The sequence below is a fragment of the Paraburkholderia domus genome (genome assembly GCF_905220705.1).
Lineage (GTDB): Bacteria > Pseudomonadota > Gammaproteobacteria > Burkholderiales > Burkholderiaceae > Paraburkholderia > Paraburkholderia domus.
The window spans coordinates 272,820-295,278 of the sequence record NZ_CAJNAT010000005.1 but is presented as its reverse complement, the minus strand read 5'-3'; the positions used below and the strand labels follow the sequence as shown (position 1 = coordinate 295,278).

At 61.8% G+C, this 22,459-nt stretch carries 18 protein-coding genes; 12 read left to right on the top strand and 6 right to left on the bottom strand.

Annotated elements, in window-relative coordinates:
* Positions 1 to 56: 56 nt before the first annotated feature.
* The 4 genes from glgX to treY are packed head-to-tail and all read left to right on the top strand — an operon-like array spanning position 57 to position 9,294.
* Positions 57 to 2,276 carry a glycogen debranching protein GlgX gene (gene glgX / locus KHO31_RS13125; RefSeq protein ID WP_201077827.1) on the top strand — a complete coding sequence of 740 codons (2,220 nt, stop codon included), beginning with the start codon at positions 57 to 59 and terminating at the stop codon, positions 2,274 to 2,276.
* A gap of 30 nt (positions 2,277 to 2,306) precedes the next feature.
* Positions 2,307 to 4,226: a malto-oligosyltrehalose trehalohydrolase gene (gene treZ, locus KHO31_RS13120; RefSeq protein ID WP_201085191.1), complete on the top strand. Its 1,920-nt coding sequence runs from the start codon at positions 2,307 to 2,309 to the stop codon at positions 4,224 to 4,226.
* The gene (gene malQ, locus KHO31_RS13115) at positions 4,223 to 6,436 is read left to right on the top strand and encodes a 4-alpha-glucanotransferase (RefSeq protein WP_211623501.1); all 2,214 of its coding nucleotides are present in this window, start codon (positions 4,223 to 4,225) and stop codon (positions 6,434 to 6,436) included. The genes treZ and malQ overlap by 4 nt, the downstream gene beginning before the upstream one ends.
* Complete coding sequence (gene treY, locus KHO31_RS13110; protein WP_211623499.1) at positions 6,433 to 9,294, top strand: malto-oligosyltrehalose synthase; 2,862 nt, start codon at positions 6,433 to 6,435, stop codon at positions 9,292 to 9,294. The genes malQ and treY overlap by 4 nt, the downstream gene beginning before the upstream one ends.
* Before the next feature lie 82 nt (positions 9,295 to 9,376).
* Here treY and KHO31_RS13105 read toward each other — a convergent pair whose 3' ends face one another.
* Complete coding sequence (locus tag KHO31_RS13105; protein WP_201077820.1) at positions 9,377 to 9,883, bottom strand: nuclear transport factor 2 family protein; 507 nt, start codon at positions 9,881 to 9,883, stop codon at positions 9,377 to 9,379.
* Between the two features lie 105 nt (positions 9,884 to 9,988).
* Between KHO31_RS13105 and KHO31_RS13100 the strand changes: the two genes are divergently transcribed.
* Positions 9,989 to 10,618, top strand: coding sequence for a TetR/AcrR family transcriptional regulator (locus tag KHO31_RS13100; RefSeq protein WP_211623497.1), 630 nt, complete (start codon positions 9,989 to 9,991; stop codon positions 10,616 to 10,618).
* Positions 10,603 to 10,869 carry a membrane dipeptidase gene (locus tag KHO31_RS13095; RefSeq protein ID WP_201078063.1) on the top strand — a complete coding sequence of 89 codons (267 nt, stop codon included), beginning with the start codon at positions 10,603 to 10,605 and terminating at the stop codon, positions 10,867 to 10,869. Before KHO31_RS13100 ends, KHO31_RS13095 begins: the two co-directional genes overlap by 16 nt.
* A gap of 25 nt (positions 10,870 to 10,894) precedes the next feature.
* Here the strand turns inward: KHO31_RS13095 and KHO31_RS13090 are convergent, their stop codons facing one another.
* From KHO31_RS13090 to KHO31_RS13080, 3 genes are all read right to left on the bottom strand, one after another.
* Entirely contained in the window at positions 10,895 to 11,617 is a 723-nt protein-coding gene (locus KHO31_RS13090) for a sulfite exporter TauE/SafE family protein (protein ID WP_211623495.1), read from the bottom strand.
* An 80-nt stretch (positions 11,618 to 11,697) separates the two neighbouring features.
* Positions 11,698 to 13,041, bottom strand: a complete 1,344-nt coding sequence (locus KHO31_RS13085; protein WP_201077814.1) for a hemolysin family protein — start codon at positions 13,039 to 13,041, stop codon at positions 11,698 to 11,700.
* Between the two features lie 94 nt (positions 13,042 to 13,135).
* Positions 13,136 to 13,942, bottom strand: coding sequence for a sensor histidine kinase (locus KHO31_RS13080; protein WP_201139113.1), 807 nt, complete (start codon positions 13,940 to 13,942; stop codon positions 13,136 to 13,138).
* Between the two features lie 189 nt (positions 13,943 to 14,131).
* Between KHO31_RS13080 and KHO31_RS13075 the strand changes: the two genes are divergently transcribed.
* The 6 genes from KHO31_RS13075 (at position 14,132) to KHO31_RS13050 (ending at position 19,248) form a co-directional block, all read left to right on the top strand.
* Positions 14,132 to 14,473 (top strand): FKBP-type peptidyl-prolyl cis-trans isomerase, encoded by a 342-nt coding sequence (locus KHO31_RS13075; RefSeq protein ID WP_027803023.1) that lies wholly within the window; start codon positions 14,132 to 14,134, stop codon positions 14,471 to 14,473.
* A 33-nt stretch (positions 14,474 to 14,506) separates the two neighbouring features.
* A complete protein-coding gene (locus KHO31_RS13070; RefSeq protein ID WP_201077810.1) occupies positions 14,507 to 15,298 on the top strand; it encodes an AraC family transcriptional regulator in 792 nt (263 codons plus the stop codon).
* A 361-nt stretch (positions 15,299 to 15,659) separates the two neighbouring features.
* Complete coding sequence (locus KHO31_RS13065; RefSeq protein WP_201085186.1) at positions 15,660 to 15,842, top strand: hypothetical protein; 183 nt, start codon at positions 15,660 to 15,662, stop codon at positions 15,840 to 15,842.
* Between the two features lie 128 nt (positions 15,843 to 15,970).
* A complete protein-coding gene (locus KHO31_RS13060; protein ID WP_211623494.1) occupies positions 15,971 to 17,227 on the top strand; it encodes an acyl-CoA synthetase family protein in 1,257 nt (418 codons plus the stop codon).
* A gap of 27 nt (positions 17,228 to 17,254) precedes the next feature.
* Positions 17,255 to 17,767 (top strand): glycine-rich domain-containing protein, encoded by a 513-nt coding sequence (locus KHO31_RS13055; RefSeq protein WP_201085184.1) that lies wholly within the window; start codon positions 17,255 to 17,257, stop codon positions 17,765 to 17,767.
* A gap of 11 nt (positions 17,768 to 17,778) precedes the next feature.
* Positions 17,779 to 19,248 carry an MFS transporter gene (locus KHO31_RS13050; RefSeq protein ID WP_201085183.1) on the top strand — a complete coding sequence of 490 codons (1,470 nt, stop codon included), beginning with the start codon at positions 17,779 to 17,781 and terminating at the stop codon, positions 19,246 to 19,248.
* A gap of 51 nt (positions 19,249 to 19,299) precedes the next feature.
* Here the strand turns inward: KHO31_RS13050 and KHO31_RS13045 are convergent, their stop codons facing one another.
* Complete coding sequence (locus tag KHO31_RS13045; RefSeq protein ID WP_201077794.1) at positions 19,300 to 20,490, bottom strand: O-succinylhomoserine sulfhydrylase; 1,191 nt, start codon at positions 20,488 to 20,490, stop codon at positions 19,300 to 19,302.
* Positions 20,491 to 20,782: 292 nt separating this feature from the next.
* A complete protein-coding gene (gene purF / locus KHO31_RS13040) occupies positions 20,783 to 22,330 on the bottom strand; it encodes an amidophosphoribosyltransferase (RefSeq protein ID WP_074290132.1) in 1,548 nt (515 codons plus the stop codon).
* Positions 22,331 to 22,459 lie beyond the last annotated feature (129 nt).

Genomic DNA, 22,459 nt, shown 5'->3' with positions numbered 1-22,459 from the left:
CTCGTTGCATGAAGTCCCACGATAGCGTTCATAAAACAGAACAAGGAAGGGGAATCATGTCGCATGCACTGCCCGACCGGCTTCTGCCCGGCTCGCCCTATCCGCTCGGCGCCAGCTGGGACGGCCTCGGCGTCAACTTTGCAGTGTTCTCGGCGAATGCGCAGAAAATCGAGCTTTGCCTGTTCGACCCCACCGGTCGCAAAGAGATCCGACGCTTCACGCTGCCCGAATGCACCGACGAAATCTGGCACGGCTATTTGCCCAATGCGCACCCCGGCACCGCGTACGGGTTTCGCGCGCATGGGCCGTATCAGCCGCAACATGGGCATCGCTTCAATCCGCACAAACTGTTGCTCGATCCGTATGCACGCAAACTGGTCGGGCAGTTCCGCTGGTCCGACGCGCTGTTCAGCTATCGCGTGCATTCGAATCGAGCCGACCTTTCCATCGACCGCCGCGATTCGGCGCCGGCCATGCCGAAGTGCGTCGTGATCGACGAAGCCTTCGACTGGTCGCACGACAAGCGTCCGAATGTGCCTTGGGGCGAAACCGTCGTCTATGAGGCGCATGTGCGCGGCGTGTCGATGTTGCGCCCCGATTTGCGCCAGCACGAACGTGGCACGTTTGCCGCACTGGCTTCGCCGGAATTCATCGACCATTTACTGAAACTCGGCGTGACCGCTGTCGAATTGCTGCCCGTGCATGCGTTTCTGAATGACCGCTTTCTGGTGGAGCGCGGCCTGCGCAATTACTGGGGTTACAACACCGCGGCATTTTTTGCACCGGAGCCGTCGTATCTGAGCACGCACCGGCTCGATGAAATGCGCATCGCCGTGCGTCAATTGCACGCGGCCGGCATCGAAGTGATTCTCGACGTGGTCTACAACCACACCTGCGAAGGCAACGAGATGGGCCCGACCGTCGCATGGCGCGGCCTCGACAATGCGAGTTACTACCGCCTGATTCCCGGCGACGAACGCCACCAGATCAACGACACCGGCTGCGGCAACACCGTGAACCTGGCGCATCCACGCGTGCTGCAGATGGTGATGGATTCGCTGCGCTACTGGTCGACCAAGTTCAATATCGACGGCTTCCGTTTCGATCTCGGCGTGACGCTCGGTCGTGAGCAGCATGGTTTCGATCCCGGCTCCGGTTTCTTCGACGCATTGCGCCAGGACCCGATTCTGTCGCAGCGCAAGCTGATTTCCGAGCCGTGGGATATCGGCCCGGGCGGTTACCAACTCGGCAATCATCCGCCGGGCTTCGCCGAATGGAACGATCGTTTCCGCGACACGGTGCGCCGCTTCTGGCGCGGCGATGCGGGCCTGCGCCCCGACCTTGCCGCGCGCCTGACCGGCTCCGCCGATCTGTTCAACCGGCGGTTCAGGAAGCCGTGGGCATCGGTCAACTTTGTCACGTCGCATGACGGCTTTACGCTCGCCGATGTCACCGCGTACGAACACAAGCATAACGAGGCGAATGGCGAAGACAACAACGACGGCCACAACGAAAACTGCAGTCGCAATTGGGGTGTGGAAGGCCCAACCGACGATCCGGCCGTTCTCGAAACTCGCAAGCGCGTGGCCCGCTCGTTGATTACCACGCTGCTGATGGCGCTCGGCACGCCCATGATGCTGGCAGGCGACGAGTCACTGCGTACGCAGAACGGCAACAACAATGCGTACTGCCAGGATAACGAACTATCATGGCTTGACTGGGAGCGCGCGGAGTCGCTCGAAGGCCGTCAGATGACCGCCTTCGTCGCGCGCGTGATCGCACTGCGCAAACAGCATCCGCTGCTGCGCGAAACGCGCTTTCTGTTCGGCGATCGCGAAGTATTGCCGGGCCTGTTCGATGTCGGCTGGTTCGATGAACACGGCGATCCACTCACCATCGAGGCCTGGCAGGACCCCGAAGGCCGCGCGTTCACGCTGCGGCGCGCAGGTCCAGGCTTGAATGGCGAAACAGAAGTATTGTTGATGATGCTCAACGCCTCGGCGGAAACGGTGCGTTTCGCGCCACCCGCACCGCATCTGGAATGGCATGTGCTGCTGGATACTGCTGAGCCGGAAAGCGCGCCACACCGGTTGGCGGTGCCGGAGGTCGAAGTGGCCGCGCATAGCCTCGTCATGCTGGCGGCGCAACCCGTCGGCGAAGCGGATTGGCAGGCAGGCTGGAAGGCCGGCGCGCAGCACGGGCCGCGGCTGTTGACCGCCCTGCCGCCCGATCCAGGTGCGCATCCGCCGATCAGCGATACGTCGCCGACCACGTAGGCGGGAAGCAAAACCGAATGGTGATGAATCATGTCCGAAAGTCCGATTGATCCTCACGCGCATCATCACGCGCATTGCCTGCCGTTCAGCGCACAGCTGCTGGGCGCTACGGGCGCGAACCCGCGCACCCGGTTCCGTTTCTGGGCGCCTTCGTGCAAGACCGTCCAGGTGGCGATCGAAAACGGACCGACCCAAGGCGCGCACGACATGACGTCCGCCGGCAACGGCTGGTTCGAAGCGACCGTCGACTGCGGCGCGGGCACGCTGTACCGCTTCCGGCTCGATGGTGAGCACGCGGTGCCCGATCCTGCGTCGCGCTTTCAGCCGCAAGACGTGCATGGTCCGAGCGAAGTGATCGACCCGCGCGCGTATCGCTGGGAACATACGAACTGGCATGGCCGCCCGTGGGAAGAAACGGTGTTGTACGAGTTGCACGTCGGCGCAATGGGCGGCTATGCGGGTGTGCAGAAACGTTTGCCCGCGCTTGCCGCGCTCGGGGTGACAGCCATCGAATTGATGCCGTTGAACGACTTTCCCGGCAAGCACAACTGGGGCTACGACGGCGTGTTGCCGTATGCGCCCGATTCCGCGTACGGCCGGCCCGAAGAACTGAAAGCGCTGATCGACGCCGCGCACGGCCTCGGACTGATGGTATTTCTCGACGTGGTCTATAACCACTTCGGCCCGGACGGCAATTATCTGCACGAATACGCCCGCTCGTTTTTCCGCGAAGGCACGCACACGCCCTGGGGCCCCGCGATCGATTTCAACCGTAGCGAAGTGAGCGACTTCTTCACCGACAACGCCGTCTACTGGATTAACGAATATCGCCTCGACGGCCTGCGTTTCGATGCGGTGCATGCCATCGACAATCATGCGTGGCTGCGCGAATTGTCCGACCATATCCGCGCGAGAGTGCAGCACGGGCGGCATGTGCATCTGGTGCTGGAAAACGAGCACAACAGCGCGAGCCTGCTGGAAACCCATTTCGACGCGCAATGGAACGACGACGCGCACAACACGCTGCACGTTCTGCTGACGGGCGAAACCGAAGGCTATTACCACGCGTATGAAGATCAGCCGATCCGTCGCCTCGCGCGTGTGCTGTCGGAAGGTTTCGCGTATCAGGGCGACGCGTCGCCGATTCACAAAGGTGCGCCACGTGGCGAATCGAGCCAGCATCTGCCACCCACCTCGTTCGTGATGTTCTTGCAGAATCACGATCAGATCGGCAATCGCGCCTTCGGCGAGCGCCTGCGCAAGCTGACGTCGGACAATGCCCTGCGCGCCGCCACCGGTTTGCTGCTGCTGTCGCCGCACATCCCCATGCTGTTCATGGACGAGGAGTACGGCTCGACCCAGCCGTTCCTGTTTTTTACCGACCACACCGGCGAGCTCGCCGACGCCGTGCGCGAAGGACGGCGCCGGGAATTCGCACGCTTTTCGGCGTTCAGCGACGAAAAGCGTCGGGCCCAGATTCCCGATCCGAACGACGTGAAGACCTTTGCCGCATCGTCACCGCCCGAGCCTGCTCAAGGCCCCGCCGCGGATGACGACGCGAAGGACCGCCTCGACTGGATGCACTTCTACAAATCCGCGCTCGCCGTGCGGGCGAAGCTGATCACACCGCGCCTGAAACATGCCAAAGCGCGCGGCTCTACCGTGCTGACCGCCGCAAATGGCGGGGACGCCAATGCGCTGATCGCCCGCTGGAAACTCGGCGACGGCGAAACCTTGTCAATCGCGTTGAATCTCTCGAAGGAGAGCGTGGCGTTCCCCGATCTGCCTGCCGGCAAGGTGATTTTCGAAACGCCGCCGCGCGTGCGCGAGCAGATCGACGTCAAGGTGTTGCCGTCATACGCGTTCGTCGCGTGGGTGAGCGGCGACGTCAGCGACTATGCCATCGGCCACGATGCTCGCATCGCAGGCCAACAGGAGCGCCACGCGTGAGTACCCGACGCCCCACCGATACGATCGATACCCTTGCCACTCGCGCCGGCTTCGAAGTCGAGTGGCGCGATGCGCACCATACGACCCAGCACGTGCCGGAGAGCACGCTCGCCGTGCTGCTCGAACGGATGGGCTTGCCTTGCGGTAACGCCACGCAAATCCGGCACAGCACGGCTGCGCTCGAAGCCGAACTGTCCGGCAAAAAACTGCCGCCGTTGATGACCGCTGAAGTTGAGCGCGGCATTGCGCTGCCCGCTGCGGCGATCAAATCCGGCAGTCACTATCGGATCGAGCTCGAAAGCGGCTCGATCATCGACGGCCGCTTCACGGCGCCTAAAGGCGAGGAAGCGTTGCTCGCGCCGATCGACGAGCCGGGCTATCACACGCTGGTGATCAACGAGCAACGCATGACATTGGCCGTGGCGCCCTCACGCTGCTATACCGTCGCGGATGCATGGCGCACGCTGCACGACGGCGCCGCGGCGCAAACGCCGCCGCTATGGGGTATTGCCGCGCAGTTATACGGCTTGCGACGCACGGGTGATGGCGGCATCGGCGACTATACGGCTCTCGCGCAAATGGCCGCCGAAAGCGCGAAGCACGGCGCGCATGCGCTCGCCGTCAGTCCGACGCACGCAATGTTCAGCGCCGAGCCGAATCGCTTCAGTCCGTATTCGCCGTCGTCGCGTTTGTGGCTGAACGTCACGCATATCGATCCCGCTGCGGTGTTCGGCGCGGACGCCGCGCGCACCGCGCTCGACACCGCGCTCGACACCGCGCAGGCCACCGGCGCATGGTCGACACTCGAAGACTTACCGCTGATCGATTGGCCGAACGCGGTCGTGCTGAAGCTGAAGGTCTTACGCGTGCTCTATGAGAACTTCTGCTCGCAGGAACGCGCACACGACACACCACGTGCACTCGAATTTCATGGCTTCTGCGAACGTGCCGGCCGTGCGCTCGAAGATCATGCGCGTTTCGAAGCGCTGCAGGCGGTGCAGTTAGCTCAAGAGGGCGGCAATGGCCACTGGCGCAACTGGCCCGAGGCGTTGCGCGATCCGCGCAGCCCGGAAGTCGAAGCCTTTGCCGAAGCGCATCGGCATGAAGTCGACTTTCATCTGTTTCTGCAATGGCTTGCCGCCAAGGGTTTGTCGCACGCGCAGCATGCGGCGAGCGATGCCGGCATGGCCGTCGGGCTGATCGCAGACTTGGCCGTAGGGTGCGATAGTGCCGGCAGCCATGCATGGTCGTACCGCGACGACATGCTGCAAGGCATTTCCGTTGGCGCACCGCCCGATCTGTTCAACCAGGCGGGACAGGCTTGGGGCCTGACCACCTTCTCGCCGCGCGCGATGCGTACGCAGGGCTTCTCCGCTTTTATCGACATGCTGCGCGCAGCATTCGCGCATGCGGGCGGCATCCGGATCGATCACATTCTCGGCTTGCGGCGTCTATGGCTCGTGCCCGAAGGCGAGAGCGCGCGTAATGGCGCCTATCTGCGCTATCCGCTCGAAGATCTGCTGCGGCTGATCGCGCTCGAATCGTGGCGGCATCGCGCGATCGTGATCGGCGAAGATCTCGGCACCGTGCCGCCCGGCTTTCGCGAGCGGCTCCACGAGCACGGACTCGCCGGCATTCGCGTGCTGTGGTTCGAAGGCGCGGAAAGCGGCAGGGGCTTCAAGCCGCCGCACGCGTGGGACCGCAACGCCGTCGGCACCACGACCACCCACGATCTGCCGACGGTGGCCGGCTGGTGGCGCGGCAGCGACATCACCTGGCGTAACCGGATCGGTCAGACGATGGCGCGTGCCGATGGCCGCGACGCCGAGGAAGTGGCGCAGGCAGAACGCGCCGCCGATCGCGCGCTGTTATGGCGCGCGTTCCAGGACGCCGGCGTCGCCGCGCCGGACGTGGCAGCGCCGCCGCCCGACGAGGCGCCCGTGGACGAAGCACTCGCCTTCGTCGCCGCGACGCCCGGGCCGCTCGTCACGTTCCCGCTCGAAGATCTGCTCGCGCTGGTCGAGCAGCCGAATCTGCCGGGCTCGATCGACGAGCATCCGAACTGGCGCCGCCGGGTGACCTTGCCCATCGCCGAATTGTTCGAGGACGACACCTTCAGCGATCGTCTGCTGGCTGTCGACCGCGCGCGTCGCGGCGCAACCGTTCCTGCTGCTTCTTCCAACGCGTCTTCGGAGCCTGATACGCCATGACCGTCCCGCGCTCCACGCTTCGCCTCCAATTCCATCGAGGCTTTACCTTCGACAATGCCGTCAAGCATGTCGAATACTTCGCCGCGCTCGGCATCAGCCATGTGTACGCGTCGCCCATCACCACGGCCGAGCCGGGCTCGATGCATGGCTACGATACCGTCGACTACACCCAGGTCAATGCCGAATGCGGCGGCGAGGCGGGCTTGAAACGCCTCGTCGATGCACTGCGCGCGCGCAACATGGGGCTGATCGTCGACGTGGTGCCGAACCATATGGGCGTCGGTGGCTCGAGTAATGCATGGTGGCTCGATATCCTCGAATGGGGCCGGCATAGCACGTACGCACGCCATTTCGATGTCGACTGGCATTCGCCCGATCCGGCCTTGCGCGGCAAGGTGCTGGCGCCGACCCTCGGCGCGCAGTACGGTGAGGAACTCGCGGCAGGCCGGATTGCGCTGCATTTTGCGGCCGACAGCGGACGTTTTTATATCGGCTACGGCCCGCATATGTTTCCCGTGTGTCCCATCGACTACGCGACGATTCTGCAAGGCGCCGACCGCGCCGATCTCAACGCACTGGCCGAACGTTTCCAGGGCCTGACGACGCAGCCGGCCGATCAACCGCGCGCCGCCGAAGGACGCGACATGCTGCGCGAGTTCGTCGCGCAAAACGGCGCCTCGGCGATCGACTTGGTGCTGGAAGCGTATGCGCCCACCGATCCGGTTACGCGTGACCGTTTGCATCGATTGATCGAACGGCAGCACTTCCGCCTCGCGTGGTGGCGCACCGCATCGGACGAAGTGAACTGGCGGCGCTTCTTCGACATCTCGACGCTGGCGGGCGTGCGTGTGGAGCGGCCCGAAGTGTTCGAGGCCGTGCACGCGCTGATTTTCCGTTTGTACCAGGAAGGTGTGGTGGATGGTTTGCGGATCGACCACGTAGACGGTCTCGCTGAGCCGCGTGAGTATTGTCAGCGACTGCGGCAGCGCCTCACCGAATTGCGCGACACCGCGCCGTATGTGGTCGTCGAAAAGATTCTCGGCCGCGGCGAACCGCTGCGCGACGATTGGCCCATAGACGGCACGACCGGCTACGATTTCATGAACGACGTGGGCGCGCTGCTGCACGATCCGGCGGGCGCGGAGCCGCTCGGAGAGACGTGGGCCGAACTCACCGGCCGCAGCCCGCGATTCGCCGACGAAGCCTTGGCCGCGCGACGCAAGATTCTCGTGGAGAACCTCTCGGCGGAACTGGACCGCGCGGCGCGCGCGCTGCATCGGATTGCCCGCGATTCGCTGACGACGCGCGATTTCACCTTCACCGCGTTGCGGCGCGTGCTGACCGAACTGGTCGTGCATTTCCCGGTGTATCGGATCTATCCACAGAACGGGCTGCGCAGCGCCGCCGATAACGTGTATTTCGAGCAGGCGCTGGCAGGCGCGCGCGAGACGCTTTCGCGCGCTGATTACGTGGTGCTCGACCGCGTGAACGCGTGGCTTGGAGGCAGCGCCGAAGAAGTGCCGAATGCTCGGGGCAACGTCCCATCGCAACAGCAAAGCCCGAACGGGGCACCGCCGAGTCATGCGGGTTCGGCGCGGCGCACCGCACAGACGCTGTTTTCGCAATTGACCGCGCCGGTCGCCGCAAAGGCGATTGAAGATACGGCGTGCTATCGCTATGGACGCTTGCTGTCGCGCAATGAAGTCGGCTCGGACCCCGGCGAGTTTGCTTTGTCGGTCGAGCAATTTCATGCGGCGAATCTCGAGCGTTCGCAGCGCTTTCCTCACGCGATGCTCGCCACGGCAACGCATGACCACAAGCGTGGCGAAGACGTGCGCGCGCGGCTTGCCGTGTTGAGTGAGATCCCGGATGAATGGAGCGCCAGATTGCGCGCGTGGTCGACCTTGAACGCGCCGCATCGCCGCGCCGTCGTCGGTACGCCAATCAGCAGTATCAGCCACGACACCAGCTACGATTGGGCACCAGGCCCCGCCGCCGAAGCGATGCTGTATCAGACGCTGGTGGGCTGCTGGCCCCCGGATTTGAAGCCGGACGATGAAGCCGGCGTCAAGGCACTGGCCGAGCGCGTCGCGCAATGGCAATTGAAGGCGCTTCGGGAAGCAAAGCTGCAGACCAACTGGCTCGCACCGGACGAAGCGTATGAGGCCGGCTGCCGCGACTTCCTCTTCGATATTTTGGCGCCTCAGCGGCGCGATGGATTCCTGCGCGAGCTGTCGGCGTTCGTCGCGCGGATTGGGCGCGCTGGTGCGCTCAATAGTTTGCAGCAGACGGTGTTGCGGCTGGCGTCGCCTGGGATTCCCGATCTTTATCAGGGCACTGAGTTGTGGGACTTCAGTCTGGTCGATCCGGACAATCGGCGGCCTGTTGATTTTGCCAAACGTGAGGCGTGGCTGGGGCAGACACCGCCGTCGGAGTTTTTGGCGAACTGGCGCGATGGCCGGGTGAAGCTCGCGGTGGTGCAACGCGTGCTGGCGTTGCGCGCGCATTTGCCGGAGTTGCTGAGTCAGAGTACGTATCTGCCGCTCAAGGCGCGCGGTGCGCATGCGTCGCATGTGATCGCGTTTGCGCGGCGGCATGGGAATGCGTGGGCTGTCGTGATGGCGAGCCGGATTGCTGCAGGATTGCTCGGTGAGAACGACGATTTGCCAATGGTCGATCCGGCTAAATGGGGTGATACGGCAATCGAGATGCCTGCGGATCTGGCCGGGCGTGCGCTATTCGATTGGTTGAGTCCGGCGGCGCCTAAGGTCGATGAAGACGGCTTGCTCTATCTGCGCGATGCGTTGGGCGCGATGCCTATTGCGGTGTTGGTGGAGGACGGCGTGCCACGCAGTTGATCTGCGATTGTTAGAAGGTCGAACGCGGTTAAAGCGCATGTGCTTTAACCGCTTTTTTATTTCACTCTTTCAAGGCGATGCATCATCCCGCTGAGCCGCCTTGCTGTGCGCGTTTGACTGCTTCGGCCACCTGTTCCGCGACTCGTCGCGTGTCCCAATACACCTGCCCTTTGTACATCCGGTCACCGCGCAGGTTGAAGCGGTCGACACCCTGCCAGTTGAGCGCCTGTCCGGCTACGGTGGCGGATGCCTGCCATTCGATCATGACGGCGTCGCCAGTGGGCGCCCACTGAAGAACATCTACTTTCAAGTCCGGAAGTTGGGTCAGGACCTGACGGAAGTGTTCGATTACGCCTGCCCTGTTGGCCGGTTCGGTCATGGGTGGAATCAGGTTTTGTGTGTCCTCGTGCATGAGATCTTCCAGGTTGTCGGCGACCGGGTGCTGCCACTCCGAGGCGAAGCGTTGCACTGCTGTCCGGGCATTGGCTAACTGCTCTGCAGTCGGAGGAAGGTATTTTTCTGCTGACGTCATGTGGGTTTGCTCCTGAATGGATTGCTTACCTACGGTGTTGTTTGCCCATGTATCCATGGCCGCAGCCAAAGGCCATCTAAACATACAACACGATTTTCACATACACCGTGTATGTATACTACAATCAGAATGTGAAAAATCAAGGGATAAAAATCGAACCCGATGCCGACAGCAGATCCAACCCCAAGATCCCGTCGCGAGGAATATGCGGACGCGACCCGGCAGGCGCTCATCACCGCTGCCGGCGAGCTATTCACATCGCAGGGCTACCAGCAGATCGGGATAGAAGCCATCGCACGCAGCGCGCGCGTGACCCGAGGCGCCTTCTATCACCACTTCGCTGACAAAGCCGAACTGTTCGACGCCTTGGTCGAATCTCTCCAGGCGAGCGCCGCATCTAAAGTCAAATCCGCAGCCGAAGCCGCGCCGAAAGCAAAACGGATGAGCGCGGGCATCCGCGAATTCCTGGAGGTCTGCACCGAACCCGCCTACCGGCAACTCGTCATCGAAACTGCGCCCGCCGTGCTCGGCCCGGCGCGGTGCCGCGAGATCGAGGAAGCGCACGTCTACGGTCTGCTCCTCGGCGCGCTGACGAACCAGAGCACCGGCCGTGAAAAAGCAAAGGCGTACCTCGCCGCGCGGATGATCGGCAGCATGGTGTGCGAAGCGGCGCAATTGCTCGACGGCGCAGACGACCCCGTCGCATTGAAAGCCGAAGCGTTGAAGCTCGTTGAAAGCATGGTCGGAGCGCTAACGCTGGATAAAAGCCAGGTAACATCGACGCGCAAATAACCGCATCTGGGAGGAGCACCGATGCAGCTCGACTGGCTGAAAGCGTCAAACGCATGGCGGATGTCGTGGGGGTAGACCATGTCGGTTTGGGGAGCGACATGCTCGGGTTTATTTCACCCCCAGTGTTCAGGAGCTACGAGCAGTTGCCCGATCTGGCCAGTGCGCTGTTGCCTGCCGGGTTCTCACAAGCGGAAGTCGGGGCGATTCTTGGGGGGAACTACAGGAGGGTGTTTGAGGCGTCGGTGGGGTGATATTCCATGCTTTTTCGCAAAAAACCTACCGCCCCGCCGCCCACAGCAACGAAACCCCGGAAGACAACATCAACCCGTCAACGACAAGTTTGAAAACTGAAGGACTCATCCGGACCACAATTAGCCGCGCGGAAAAGGACCCGATCATGAGTGCCGTACCGGTGATCAAACCGTCGATCACCACATGCAATGGCAATGCGCCGAAATGCTTGAAGACCGCGACTTTGGTGCCGTAGACAGCCAGTGATCCAGCCGCTTCGGTCGCGAGAAAGGCGCCTTTGACCAGGCCGTACGACATAAACACGGGCACTGTGATCGGCCCGGTGGAAACGACGATGCCAGTGAGAAAACCCACCACGCCGCCGATCAGCGAAAGCTGCCACAAAGTGAATTTGATGGCGCGTCGCGCCAGCCAGCGCCGGGTCGGCACCATGGCGACAAAAAACAGCCCCAACGCCAGTTCAACCGCATGGGGCGGCAACGCAAGAAGCGTCCGCACACCCAGCGCGGCGCCTGGAACCGCAGTCGCGCAATAAGCGCCGCACGCCCGCCAGTCGATCTCGCGCCACCAAGCGAGAATCTTTCCGAAGTTGCCCATGATTGCGGCGATCGCCATGATCGGCACCGCCTGCTGCGGACCGAACAGCATCACGAGAACGGGCATCAGCATCATCGACGAGCCCGTACCGATCACGCCGCTCAAGGTGCCAGCCAGCAAACCGACGCACAGCACCAGCAAATATCCCATGTCGCCCCCGGTGGTATGGACGGCGATTTTACTTGAGCAATGTTTCAGTGGGCTTGGGACGGGCTCAGCACAGAAGCCGTTCAACCGCCTTCGTCATCGAAGGTTTTCGGATAGACGCGCACGAGCACGATGCGCGGCCCTTTCATCTTCTTGACCACCACGTCGAAGTGATCGAACTCAACGCGCTGCCCTTCGGTAGGCAGATCGTTGAGCGCCTGAATCACGAGGCCGCCGACCGATTCGGCCTTGCCTTCGTCGATGTCGATCCCGAGCGCGCGTTCCAACGACACCACCGGCAAGCTGCCCTTGCCCATCAACGTGCCGTCGTCCATGCGCGTCCAGTCGGCGTCGCCCTGGCGGAATTCGTCGTGAATCTGCCCCACGAGTGCGCCGAGCAGATTGTCCAGCGTCAGAAAGCCGATCGGCTTCGAGTTCTTATGACCGACCAGCGCGAAATGCGGCGCGCCCTTGCGGAAGCGGCGAAACAGTTCGAGCGCAGGCATGTCAGGCTTCACGTACTGCACGGGCCGCGCATATTTGGAGAGGTCCTCGAGCGTGCTGCCCGCGTGCCGTGCCAGCAGCAAATCCTTCAAGTGGATCATGCCGGCCACGCGCTCCCCGGACGCGTCTTCGAACAGCGGATAACGGCTGAAGCGGTGCCGCGCCACCACCTGCATGTTCTCGCGCAACGGCAAATCGCGCCGCAGGCCGACCATTTCATATGACGGGCGCATCAGATCCGAGACGGTCATGCGCGAAAAATCCAGCGAATGCGCAATCGTGTTCCATTCGTCCTGGCTGTATGCACCGTCCGGCGAACCGAGCTCCGTCGCGACGTTGGCGCGGCGGCCACGCAGGATCAGCTTGAGCTCGTCGGTCGAGTAATGCGAGTCGTGGCCGTGGTCCCCGTCGAGGCCAGCGAGCTTCAACACCGCGTTGGCGCTCGTGTTGAGGACCCAGATCGCCGGATACATCGCCCAGTAAAAGCCGTAGAGCGGCGTGGCGGCCCACAACGAAACCTTCTCAGACTCACGAATTGCCAGCGACTTCGGCGCCAGCTCACCGACCACGATATGCAGGAACGAAATGCACGAGAACGCGAAGAACAGTGAGATGCCGTGAATCAGCTTCTCCGATTCCACGCCAAGCAGGCTGAAGACCGGCGTGAGCAGTTCAGCGAACGCCGGCTCGCCGATCCAGCCAAGCCCGAGCGACGCCAGTGTGATGCCGAGCTGACAGGCGGACAGATACGCGTCGAGCCGTCCATGCACCTTCGCCAGCAAACGCCCGCGCATGCCATGTTTGGCCGCGAGACTCTGCACGCGCGTCTGCCGCAGCTTCACCAGACCGAATTCGGCGGCGACAAAAAAACCGTTGAGGGCAACGAGAAACAACGCACCGATAAGGGCGACAACCTGGATCAAAGCGAAGGGCTCCGGCAACAAAAGTTGTCAGTATAGAGGGTGAAAGCAAGACGAAAGTTAATCGCGCGCAGGAACGCGCCCCGATAGCCGCTGCTCAAGTTGGTGCCGGCGCACTCAGCGGCACATGCAGCGCGAGCGTAGCAGTTTCGCTTTCAGGTGCGTCGCTTTGCTCGAAATCGCCGCCGTGCGTTTCCGCGACGCGCTTGCACAGCGCGAACACCCACGCGATCCGTTTGGCTTCGCGCGGCTCGCTCGCCTGTTTGCGGGCAAAGGCTTCCAGCAAATGCGGCAACGATGGATCGTCCAGTGCACTGGCGTTCTGATTGAAGGTGACGGTGGCATGCCACCTGGTGGCATCCGCGTGTGTAGCCAGCGTGACCACGGCACCCTCCGTGCTCGCTTCGACGGCAAACGTGAGCATGACCCACAGCGCGGCGGCCAGGCGCTCACGGTCGCCGTTGAGCTGCTCGGTAGCGAGTCGCGACTCGACCGTGACCTCGACACCGCGCGCGCGGGCCAATCCGGAGCGGACTTCTGCCACGGTTTCATCAACTAGCGGATGCAGCGGAAACGACGCACAGGCGAGTGCCAGCGATTTGGTTTCAGCACGCGTGGCGTCGACAATCGTCTCCAGCAACTTCACCTGCTGGTCCACGCCGTTACGAATCCCGGTGACGGCCCGCTGCGAATTGGGGTCGTTCGCATCGAGCTTGCGCTCGAGCACGTACGCCCAGCTATGGATGGCGTTCAGCGGACCCCGCAGGTCGTGCGACACCAGCGCCAGCACGTGGTCGCGCATGAACAGCGCGGTTTCCGCGCGCAGATGTGCGGTGCGTTCGGATACGGCGAAGCCGGAAAGAACCGGCTGTGCGCCGGTCGTCCCGGCGGAAGACGTTGTCACGATCGAGCCCTCTCAGGCAGTGCATGAAATGTTAAGAGAAGTCCCATTATAGGCATGCCGCGCAACGCAATCAGCCTGGCCGGACGGCCAACATGGACGCAAACCGCATGCCACGCCGCAATCCTGGGCGATAGGACGCCAACACGCCTACAATGTCGGTTTTTACGTTTTTGACCTAAGGAGCGACATATGTCGACTGTGACTACCGAATCCGGCCTGAAATACGAAGACATCGTTGAAGGCACCGGCGCCGAAGCGGTTGCCGGCAAGACCGTCAGCGTGCACTACACGGGCTGGCTGACCGACGGCCAGAAGTTCGACTCGAGCAAGGACCGCAACGACCCGTTCGCGTTCGTGCTGGGCGGCGGCATGGTCATCAAGGGCTGGGACGAAGGCGTGCAAGGCATGAAGGTCGGCGGCACGCGCAAGCTGACGATTCCGCCGCAACTCGGCTACGGCGTGCGTGGCGCAGGCGGCGTGATTCCGCCGAATGCAACGCTCGTGTTCGAAGTCGAACTGCTCGGCGTCTAAGTTTTTCGCTGTTTTTGTAATCGGGTTTCGCCAATGGGTCACGCCGCCGTCACTGCACCTAGCGTTTCGTTGCGCCGCTACGGCGCAATCGAAGCGTCGGACGTGCACGACTTTCACCAGGTCGTGCTCGGGCTCGACGGCGCGATGGTGATGGCGGTAGACGGCGTCGCGCATCAGATCGACGCCGGCTCCGCCTGGCTCATCCCGGCCGGCGCGCGGCACGATTACGCGGGCATTGGCGAGAACCGGCAGTTGGTACTGGATCTGCCGGCCGCCTCGCTGGCCGTGCCGGAGCGTCTGTTCGACCGGGCGCGAGCTGTAACGGTAGATCCCTCGCTCACGCAACTCGCGCATCGGATTGCAGCGCACGCCACGGGCGGCGCTCAAACCGACGATCTGGACACCCGGCGTTTTCAATGGGACGCAGCCGCACGCTTGGGCGCTGCGTTGGTGGCCGACACCGGCACGGTGGCCGGGGCGCAAGCGTCTGGCGCCGGCCTCGACTTCGCGCGCATCGACCGCTGGCTGCGCGCGCATCTGTCAGAGCCGCTGCGTATCGCCGACCTTGCCGCGCATTGCGGCTTCGGCTTGCGGCGCTTTCATCAGCTTTTTATCGACGCCTTTGGCGAAACGCCGCATCGCTATTTGCAGCGTCTGCGACTCGATACGTCTCTTGGTTTGCTGTCCGATCCACGCCTATCGCTCAGCGATATCGCGTTGGACATCGGCTTTGGCGATCAGAGCGCATACACTCACGCATTCACGCGGCGTTTCGGGCTGGCGCCCGGGCAATGGCGCGCAACACGGAATCACAGGCACGCTTGAACCTCGCCTCCATGCACTGTTGCCAATAGTTAAATCCGCAAAACAAAGCAGTACGAATTAGATGCGTCATTGCGTCGCACGCGCCATGAAAAAGCGCGAAGTGTCGTCGCGATTTTCGGTCATAACCTCCCCCCTCGCTCCCGCCGTGCAGCCCTCTGCATCAATGGCTTTGACAATCAACGCCAAAATTTCACCATGAACCTCGAGTCTGCGCCCGAATGCGCAACAGCTCGACCTCACCGCCTAAGACCACAAATGGAATTGAACCAACTTTCAAAAAGAAAGCCCTAGGTAAGGGATGCGTAATATTTTTTGTTGGTGCATCCCAATCCCATATTTTTTATACCTTTGGAGGTATTCAATGGAAAAGCTAGTTCACCAAATTGCTCAGAACTCCGTATGGAACAAGTGGGTTGCCGCCAACTCCGCCGAAACAGCCGGCTGCATCTCGGGCGCCAAGGAGGGCTGCATTTCCGCTGCAAAAGAAGGCTGCATTTCGATTGCTCAAACCAAGCCACTTCCGAAGACGGGTTGCGTTAGCTGATCGTTCCACGTTGAGAATGAGCTGACAGCCAGAGAAAAATTTACCCTCCTGCCGCGCTCATGAGGCCGGCCCTTGCAAGTCGCAAGGGCCGGCCTCTCTCGACATCGCAATAAGCCTACGGAGTGCGCATGAAAAACCAGCCGACGGCCGATGTAATCGAGCAGGTCAAAGACATTCCAATCTACAAACAGTCGATTGCAGAAAAATTCTTTCCGATTCTGGAGAAGCCGGCTATCGCACTGGACTTTCCCGACAACTGGATGACGGCGCAACTCGCCGCCGCGCTGGAGACAGGCGCAGCGGAGTTCGTTCTCTCGACGGGAACCCATCACGCAAGGATGCAAATCATCCGCCCGCCTTATTTCCTGTTGAACTCGTACTACCAGCTATGGAGCGAACATCCCGACATTCGCTTCACCTGGCAGCAACAGTGTCAGCGCGTATCCCTCACTACGGTACTGGCAACCGAACACGTGGCACGAGTAAACGCCCGGAAATCTGGTGAAGACACAGCAGAAACAGCGTCATCCAGAATGCGGCGGCTCGATCAGCGAACCTCCTATCTGAACCAGAAACTCGATCCGGCATTGTGGGCGCGCGCCGATATCGAGTGCATGCTGGACGACATCGAAGCTGCCCGGCAGCCCCATCCTCACGGGTTTTATCATCTGGATTGCTCCAGCTACCATCTGGCCCATTTCGTTCTGAAGGTATCTGAATACGGACTGGGTGAACGTTTCCCCCAACCCGCCAGCATCATCCACGCTTACGAGTACACCCCTGCAAACGTCAGGCGATTCCTGCTGGAGCAGTTCAGTTGCCCGGTGATCGATCTCTTTGGCAGTACGGAACTCGGTTATCTCTACTACAGCGATCGGCATGGCCGCTACTCGCCGTATCTCGACAAAATGCAACTGGAACTCGTGCCGTTTGCGGCGAGTGACTCTGTCTACAGTCTGATCGTGTCGAGCGTGCGCAATCCGTACATGCCACTGATCCGATACCGCTCCGGCGACTGCGTCCAGACCGCCGACGGATCGGTGGATCCCGAGAAAATAGTCAGGTTCTGCGGCCGCGAAAAGGAGATGCTGAGTACTTCGCACGGTATTGTGTCGCAGGCCGATTTCGATGATCTGGTCTGCGCCGCTTCGCCCAATATCTTCGTCTATCAATTGCACACGGTGGAGCAATCGAAAGCCTGCCTGCATTACACGACGTTCGACCGCGCCCCGCTCATTCCGCACGAAGCCGCTGATTTACAAAAGCGCATCCAGGAAGCGACTGGAATGGATTGCACCATTTCGCACCGCACCCATATCGCCATAGGCAAGTCAGGAAAATACGCGTGGCTCGCGAAACCTCATGAGTCGGCCAACAACTCCTAGCTTCTACCCTTGCAACAAGGAAATCGCATGCACTCCACGCATTCTGCCCCGGCGGTCGACGCACAGGCGTTGCTCGGCCACGAACTGTATTCGGAAGTAATCCTGTATTTCACACGACGTACCGGCTCGCCCTCTAACTACGTAGAACGGCAAGTGGTGGAATGCTTACGTTACCTTTATCTGGTCTCGAAGCACCGGGATCAACTGAGTGGTCTTTTTCTGCCAGTCGAGCAGCAAATCGATGAGATCTGGCATTACCTCATTCTCCAGACACGCGAATACCGGACACTTTGTGAGGAACGCTTGCCCGGCGGTTTCTTTATCGAGCACCGCAGTTGCCCTTACGCGGCCTATCAGCAGGAGCCGAGCCGTGAGCAACTGATCGAGCAATCGCTTCGCTGGCTGCCGTTGTATCGGGAATCCTTTGGCCCGTTCGATGAAGGCGCGCTGCCGCATTGGACCATGCCTCGTTTTCTCCGCGACGAATTGGACCTCTCCCTGTCGGACATCGCGCAGCTCGAAAGCCGCAAGGCTGCCTGAAGGCAGATGCCATGACAGGCTACCGAGAATCCCGGCACCTCGCGAGCGGGCGTAATCGTCTGCCCGCAAGCACGCTTGCTCTTGTCGTCATCCTGGCCTGCCAGTTGATGGTGGTCATCGACGGCACCGTGATGTACGCGGCGTTGCCCCGTCTTCGGGTAGACCTTCAACTTGCACGCGCAGATCTGTCCTGGGTGCAAAACGTCTATATGCTGACGTTCGGCGGATTCATGCTGTTGGGCGCCCGCGCCGGCGACATCCTGGGACACCGCCGAGTGTTCCTGGCCGCCAGCGCGGCGTTTGTCCTGGCGTCATCCGCTGGAGGACTCGCACAATCGGTCCATGAACTGTTGCTCGCGCGCGGTTTGCAAGGCATCGCCGCCGCGTTTGCCGCACCGTCCGCACTCGCGCTACTGATGCTGCTTTTCCCGGAGGGCGAGGCGCGTGTGCGCGCAATCAGTCTTTACACGGCGGTCTCCGGCGGTGGAAGCGCGGCAGGGCTGGTGCTCGGTGGCGTACTGACCGATTTCGCATCCTGGCGCTGGGTACTGTTCATCAATGTGCCCATCGGCGCACTGCTGCTGATGCTGGGGCCGCGATGCCTGCCTGAAGCGCCGCGCAAAGGCGGCCACTTCGATGTCATGGGCGCGTTGACTGTCACGCTTGGCACGAGTCTTCTGGTGTACGGGCTCGTACGTTACGTGCCGGACGGAGCGGCACGCCCAGGTGTCGCGGTGCCGCTCATCGCGGCCGGACTCTTGATCACCGCCTTCGTTCTCATCGAGAAGCGGGCACGGCAACCGATTATCCCGCTCTCGCTGTTCGCCAGCACGCAACGTTCGGGAGCCTATGCCGGCAGGATGCTACTAATAGGCGGCATGCTGGCAACCTTCTTCTTTCTGACCCAATATGTGCAGGAGGTCCTTGAACTCAGCGCGTTCCACGCGGGTCTCGCCTTCCTGCCGCTGTCGGTGACGCAATTTCTGATGGTGATGGTCGGCGTGCCTTGGCTCTTGCCGCGGCTAGGCGGTAGACGTCTGCTGGCAGGAGGACTGCTGATCGCAGCGACCGGCATGGTGTGCCTGAGCAGGGTGGGTGCCGACACCACGTTCTTTGCCGATCTGGCATTGCCTATCATGATGTTGGGGATCGGTACCGGCGCGGCGCTGGTGCCGCTGACGACCGCTGGCATTGCCGGCGTGGCGCCGAGCGACGCCGGTGCGGCTTCCGGGTTGATCAATGCGACGCACTATATCGGCGGCGCAATGGGCACGGCGGTTGTCGTCTTCGTTGTCGATCTGGCGCTTAGGCGCGCCGCTTTAGCGCATGGGCCCACCGGATCGAGTTCGGAACTGAAAGCCAAAGCCGAACTCACTCATGCTCTGTCGGTTTCAGCCACCACTTCTGCTGCATTCTTCGTATTGGCGCTGCTCATCGTCCTCGTCACGATGCGCAGCCAGCGCCCACTGACAGCGGCGTAAGCGGTCGGGCGGCGGTGCGGTCCCCGGACCGCGCCGCTGCCTCTCTACGGCTTAACCCGCCAGACCGCGCTCCAGATCGCCGCGGATATCGCCGGCGTTTTCCAGACCCACTGCAAGACGGATCAAGCCTTCGCTGATCCCCGCCGCCGCACGCGCCTCAGGCGTCACGCGACCGTGCGTGGTGGTCGCCGGATGCGTGATGGTGGTGCGCGTATCGCCGAGGTTGCCGGTGATCGAGCAGATCTTCGTGTTGTCGATCACGCGCCAGGCATTCGCGCGCATCTGCTCAGGCGTATCGCCCTTCAGTTCGAACGACAGGATCGCGCCGCCCGCCTTCTGCTGACGCATGGCCAGCGCGTGCTGCGGATGCGATTCGAGCCCCGGATAGAACACGCGGTTCACGGCCGGATGCTTTTCGAGCCAGCGAGCGATTTCAAGCGCATTCTCCGACTGCTTTTCGACGCGAAGCGACAGTGTTTCCATACCCTTGAGCAGCACCCATGCGTTGAATGCGGACAACGTCGGCCCAGCGCTACGCACGAACGGGAACACCTTTTCCATGATGAACTTCTTCGAGCCGACCAGCGCGCCGCCAAGCACACGGCCTTGGCCGTCGAGGAACTTGGTGGCCGAATGCATCACGACGTCTGCGCCGAGCTTCAACGGTTGCTGCAAGGCTGGGCTGCAGAAGCAGTTGTCCACCACGAAGATCGCGTTGGCCGCCTTAGCGATCTTGCTGATCGCTTCGATATCGGCGACTTCGGTTAGCGGGTTCGACGGCGTTTCGAGGAAAAACATTTTCGTCTCGGGACGCACGGCGTTTTTCCACGCGTCCAGATCGGTCGGATCGACGAAGGTCGTCGTGATGCCGAACTTGCTGAAAATCTGCGAGAACATGCCGAGCGTCGAACCGAACAGTGCCTGCGAGCTGACCAGATGGTCGCCGGCCTGCAGCACCGACATCACCACCGACATGATCGCGGCCATCCCCGAAGCCGTGGCCATGCACGCTTCGCCACCTTCAAGCGCAGCCAGACGGTCCTGGAACATCGAGACAGTCGGGTTCGTGAAGCGCGAATAGGTGTAATTGTCTTCGGAATTCTTGAATTTTTCGGCGGCGTCCGCGGCACTCGCGAAGACGAAGCTCGAGGTCAGGAAAATCGCTTCCGAATGTTCATTGAAGTCGCTGCGCACTGTGCCCGAGCGGACTGCCAACGTATCGAAGTTCAGGGAGTCGTCCATGTTAGTTCTGGTTTCCAATGTTCCATGGCTGGGTTCGGCGTCTATGGCTCAGTGAGCAGAGCGCATCACGCCAAACGGCAGCAACAAAAAAGCCCGCTTTTGCGTCGGCATAAGCGGGCTTCATGTGCGGGGAAAAGCTGGAGCGGAGGCGGAAGACTGCGGCTTTTCCACCATTCGCTTTAGCTGTTTTGGGTTGCCCCGCGTCCGCAAGCTGAGATCAAATCGACGCAAGCCACCATGCTAACACGCTCGCGGCGTGGCGTGCAGCGGGCCACGCCATGAGCGTTATCACTCAACCGACCGACAACTGGAGATGCAGTTGCGAGCGCGCCGGGCCGCCGTCAGCCGCTTCGCTCGCAGCGTCGCGATCGGATTGCGACGACGGCGCGAGACGCGCGGTTTCGATGCGATCGAGATACTCGGTGGTCACATCGCCCGTCACGTAGTTGCCGTCGAAGCACGAGGCTTCGAATTCCTTCAGCGCCGGGTTGATATCGCGCACCGCCTGCTTCAGAGCGTCAACGTCCTGATAAACGAGATAGTCAGCGCCGATCATGCGTGCGACTTCGTCGTCCGTGCGGCCATGTGCAACGAGTTCACCGCGCGTGGGCATATCGATACCGTAGACGTTCGGGTATTTCACCGGCGGCGCCGCCGAAGCGAAGATCACCTTGTTCGCGCCGGCATCGCGCGCCATCTGCACGATTTCGTGCGAGGTGGTACCGCGCACGATCGAATCGTCGACGATCAGCACGTTCTTACCCTTGAACTCGATGCCCATTGCGTTCAGCTTCTGGCGCACGGACTTCTTGCGCATCGCCTGGCCCGGCATGATGAAGGTGCGGCCCACGTAACGGTTCTTGAAGAAGCCTTCGCGATACTCGACGCCCAGCTTCTTCGCGACCTGCATCGCGGCCGGACGTGACGAATCGGGAATCGGCATCACGACGTCGATTGGGACGTCGGGCAATTCGCGCTTGATCTTCTCGGCGAGGTAATCGCCCATGCGCAAACGCACGTTGTAGACCGGCACGCCGTCGAGCACCGAGTCCGGACGCGCGAGGTACACGAGTTCGAAAATGCACGGGTTCAAGCTCGGATTCGTCGCGCATTGCTGCGAGTGCAAATTGCCTTCGAGGTCGATGAAAATGGCTTCGCCCGGCGCAATGTCACGCACAAATTCGAAACCGATACCTTCGATCGCGACTGATTCCGACGCCAGTATCCATTCGACGCCTTCCGGCGTTTCCTGCTTGCCGAGGCACAGCGGGCGAATGCCGAACGGGTCGCGGAAACCGAGCAAACCGTAGCCGGCGATCAACGACACGATCGCGTACGAACCCCTTACCCGGCGATGCACGCCCGACACCGCCTTGAACAGCGCGGCCGGATCGAGTTGCAGGCTCGAACTCGACAGCTGCAATTCGTGCGCGAGCACGTTGAGCATCACTTCGGTGTCGGAGTTGGTATTGATGTGGCGGCGATCGATGCGGAACATCTCATCTTTCAGCTGCTGCCAGTTGGTCAGATTGCCGTTGTGCGCGAGGATGATGCCGAACGGCGCGTTCACGTAGAACGGCTGGGCTTCTTCTTCGCTGGATGCAGACCCGGCGGTCGGGTAACGGACCTGGCCGATACCGGTGGTGCCGGGCAGGCTGCGCATGTTGCGCGTGCGGAACACGTCGCGCACCATGCCGTTGGCCTTGTGCATGTGGAAATTGCTGCCGTTCGCTGTCGCGATGCCGGCGGCGTCCTGACCGCGGTGCTGCAGAAGCAGCAGGCTGTCATAGATCAGTTGATTGACCGGAGAATGGGAAACTACGCCTACGATGCCGCACATGGCATGTCCTTCAAAGGTACGAAATTCGTAACGGCGGCCGGTGCCTGCGATGCTGCGCGAGGGTACGCAACGGTACGCGGTGGTGCATAAAGGCAACCGGATTGCGCCGGAGTCCTGCTGCTTTCCTTC

Coding starts and splice junctions, on each gene's coding strand:
- KHO31_RS13075 (WP_027803023.1), top strand. CDS start 14,132: ATGTCGACTGTGACTACCGAATCCGGCCTGAAATACGAAGACATCGTT.
- KHO31_RS13100 (WP_211623497.1), top strand. CDS start 9,989: ATGCCGACAGCAGATCCAACCCCAAGATCCCGTCGCGAGGAATATGCG.
- KHO31_RS13055 (WP_201085184.1), top strand. CDS start 17,255: ATGCACTCCACGCATTCTGCCCCGGCGGTCGACGCACAGGCGTTGCTC.
- treZ (WP_201085191.1), top strand. CDS start 2,307: ATGTCCGAAAGTCCGATTGATCCTCACGCGCATCATCACGCGCATTGC.
- glgX (WP_201077827.1), top strand. CDS start 57: ATGTCGCATGCACTGCCCGACCGGCTTCTGCCCGGCTCGCCCTATCCG.
- KHO31_RS13105 (WP_201077820.1), bottom strand. CDS start 9,883: ATGGATACATGGGCAAACAACACCGTAGGTAAGCAATCCATTCAGGAG.
- purF (WP_074290132.1), bottom strand. CDS start 22,330: ATGTGCGGCATCGTAGGCGTAGTTTCCCATTCTCCGGTCAATCAACTG.
- KHO31_RS13050 (WP_201085183.1), top strand. CDS start 17,779: ATGACAGGCTACCGAGAATCCCGGCACCTCGCGAGCGGGCGTAATCGT.
- KHO31_RS13070 (WP_201077810.1), top strand. CDS start 14,507: ATGGGTCACGCCGCCGTCACTGCACCTAGCGTTTCGTTGCGCCGCTAC.
- KHO31_RS13090 (WP_211623495.1), bottom strand. CDS start 11,617: ATGGGATATTTGCTGGTGCTGTGCGTCGGTTTGCTGGCTGGCACCTTG.
- KHO31_RS13045 (WP_201077794.1), bottom strand. CDS start 20,490: ATGGACGACTCCCTGAACTTCGATACGTTGGCAGTCCGCTCGGGCACA.
- KHO31_RS13065 (WP_201085186.1), top strand. CDS start 15,660: ATGGAAAAGCTAGTTCACCAAATTGCTCAGAACTCCGTATGGAACAAG.
- KHO31_RS13060 (WP_211623494.1), top strand. CDS start 15,971: ATGAAAAACCAGCCGACGGCCGATGTAATCGAGCAGGTCAAAGACATT.
- treY (WP_211623499.1), top strand. CDS start 6,433: ATGACCGTCCCGCGCTCCACGCTTCGCCTCCAATTCCATCGAGGCTTT.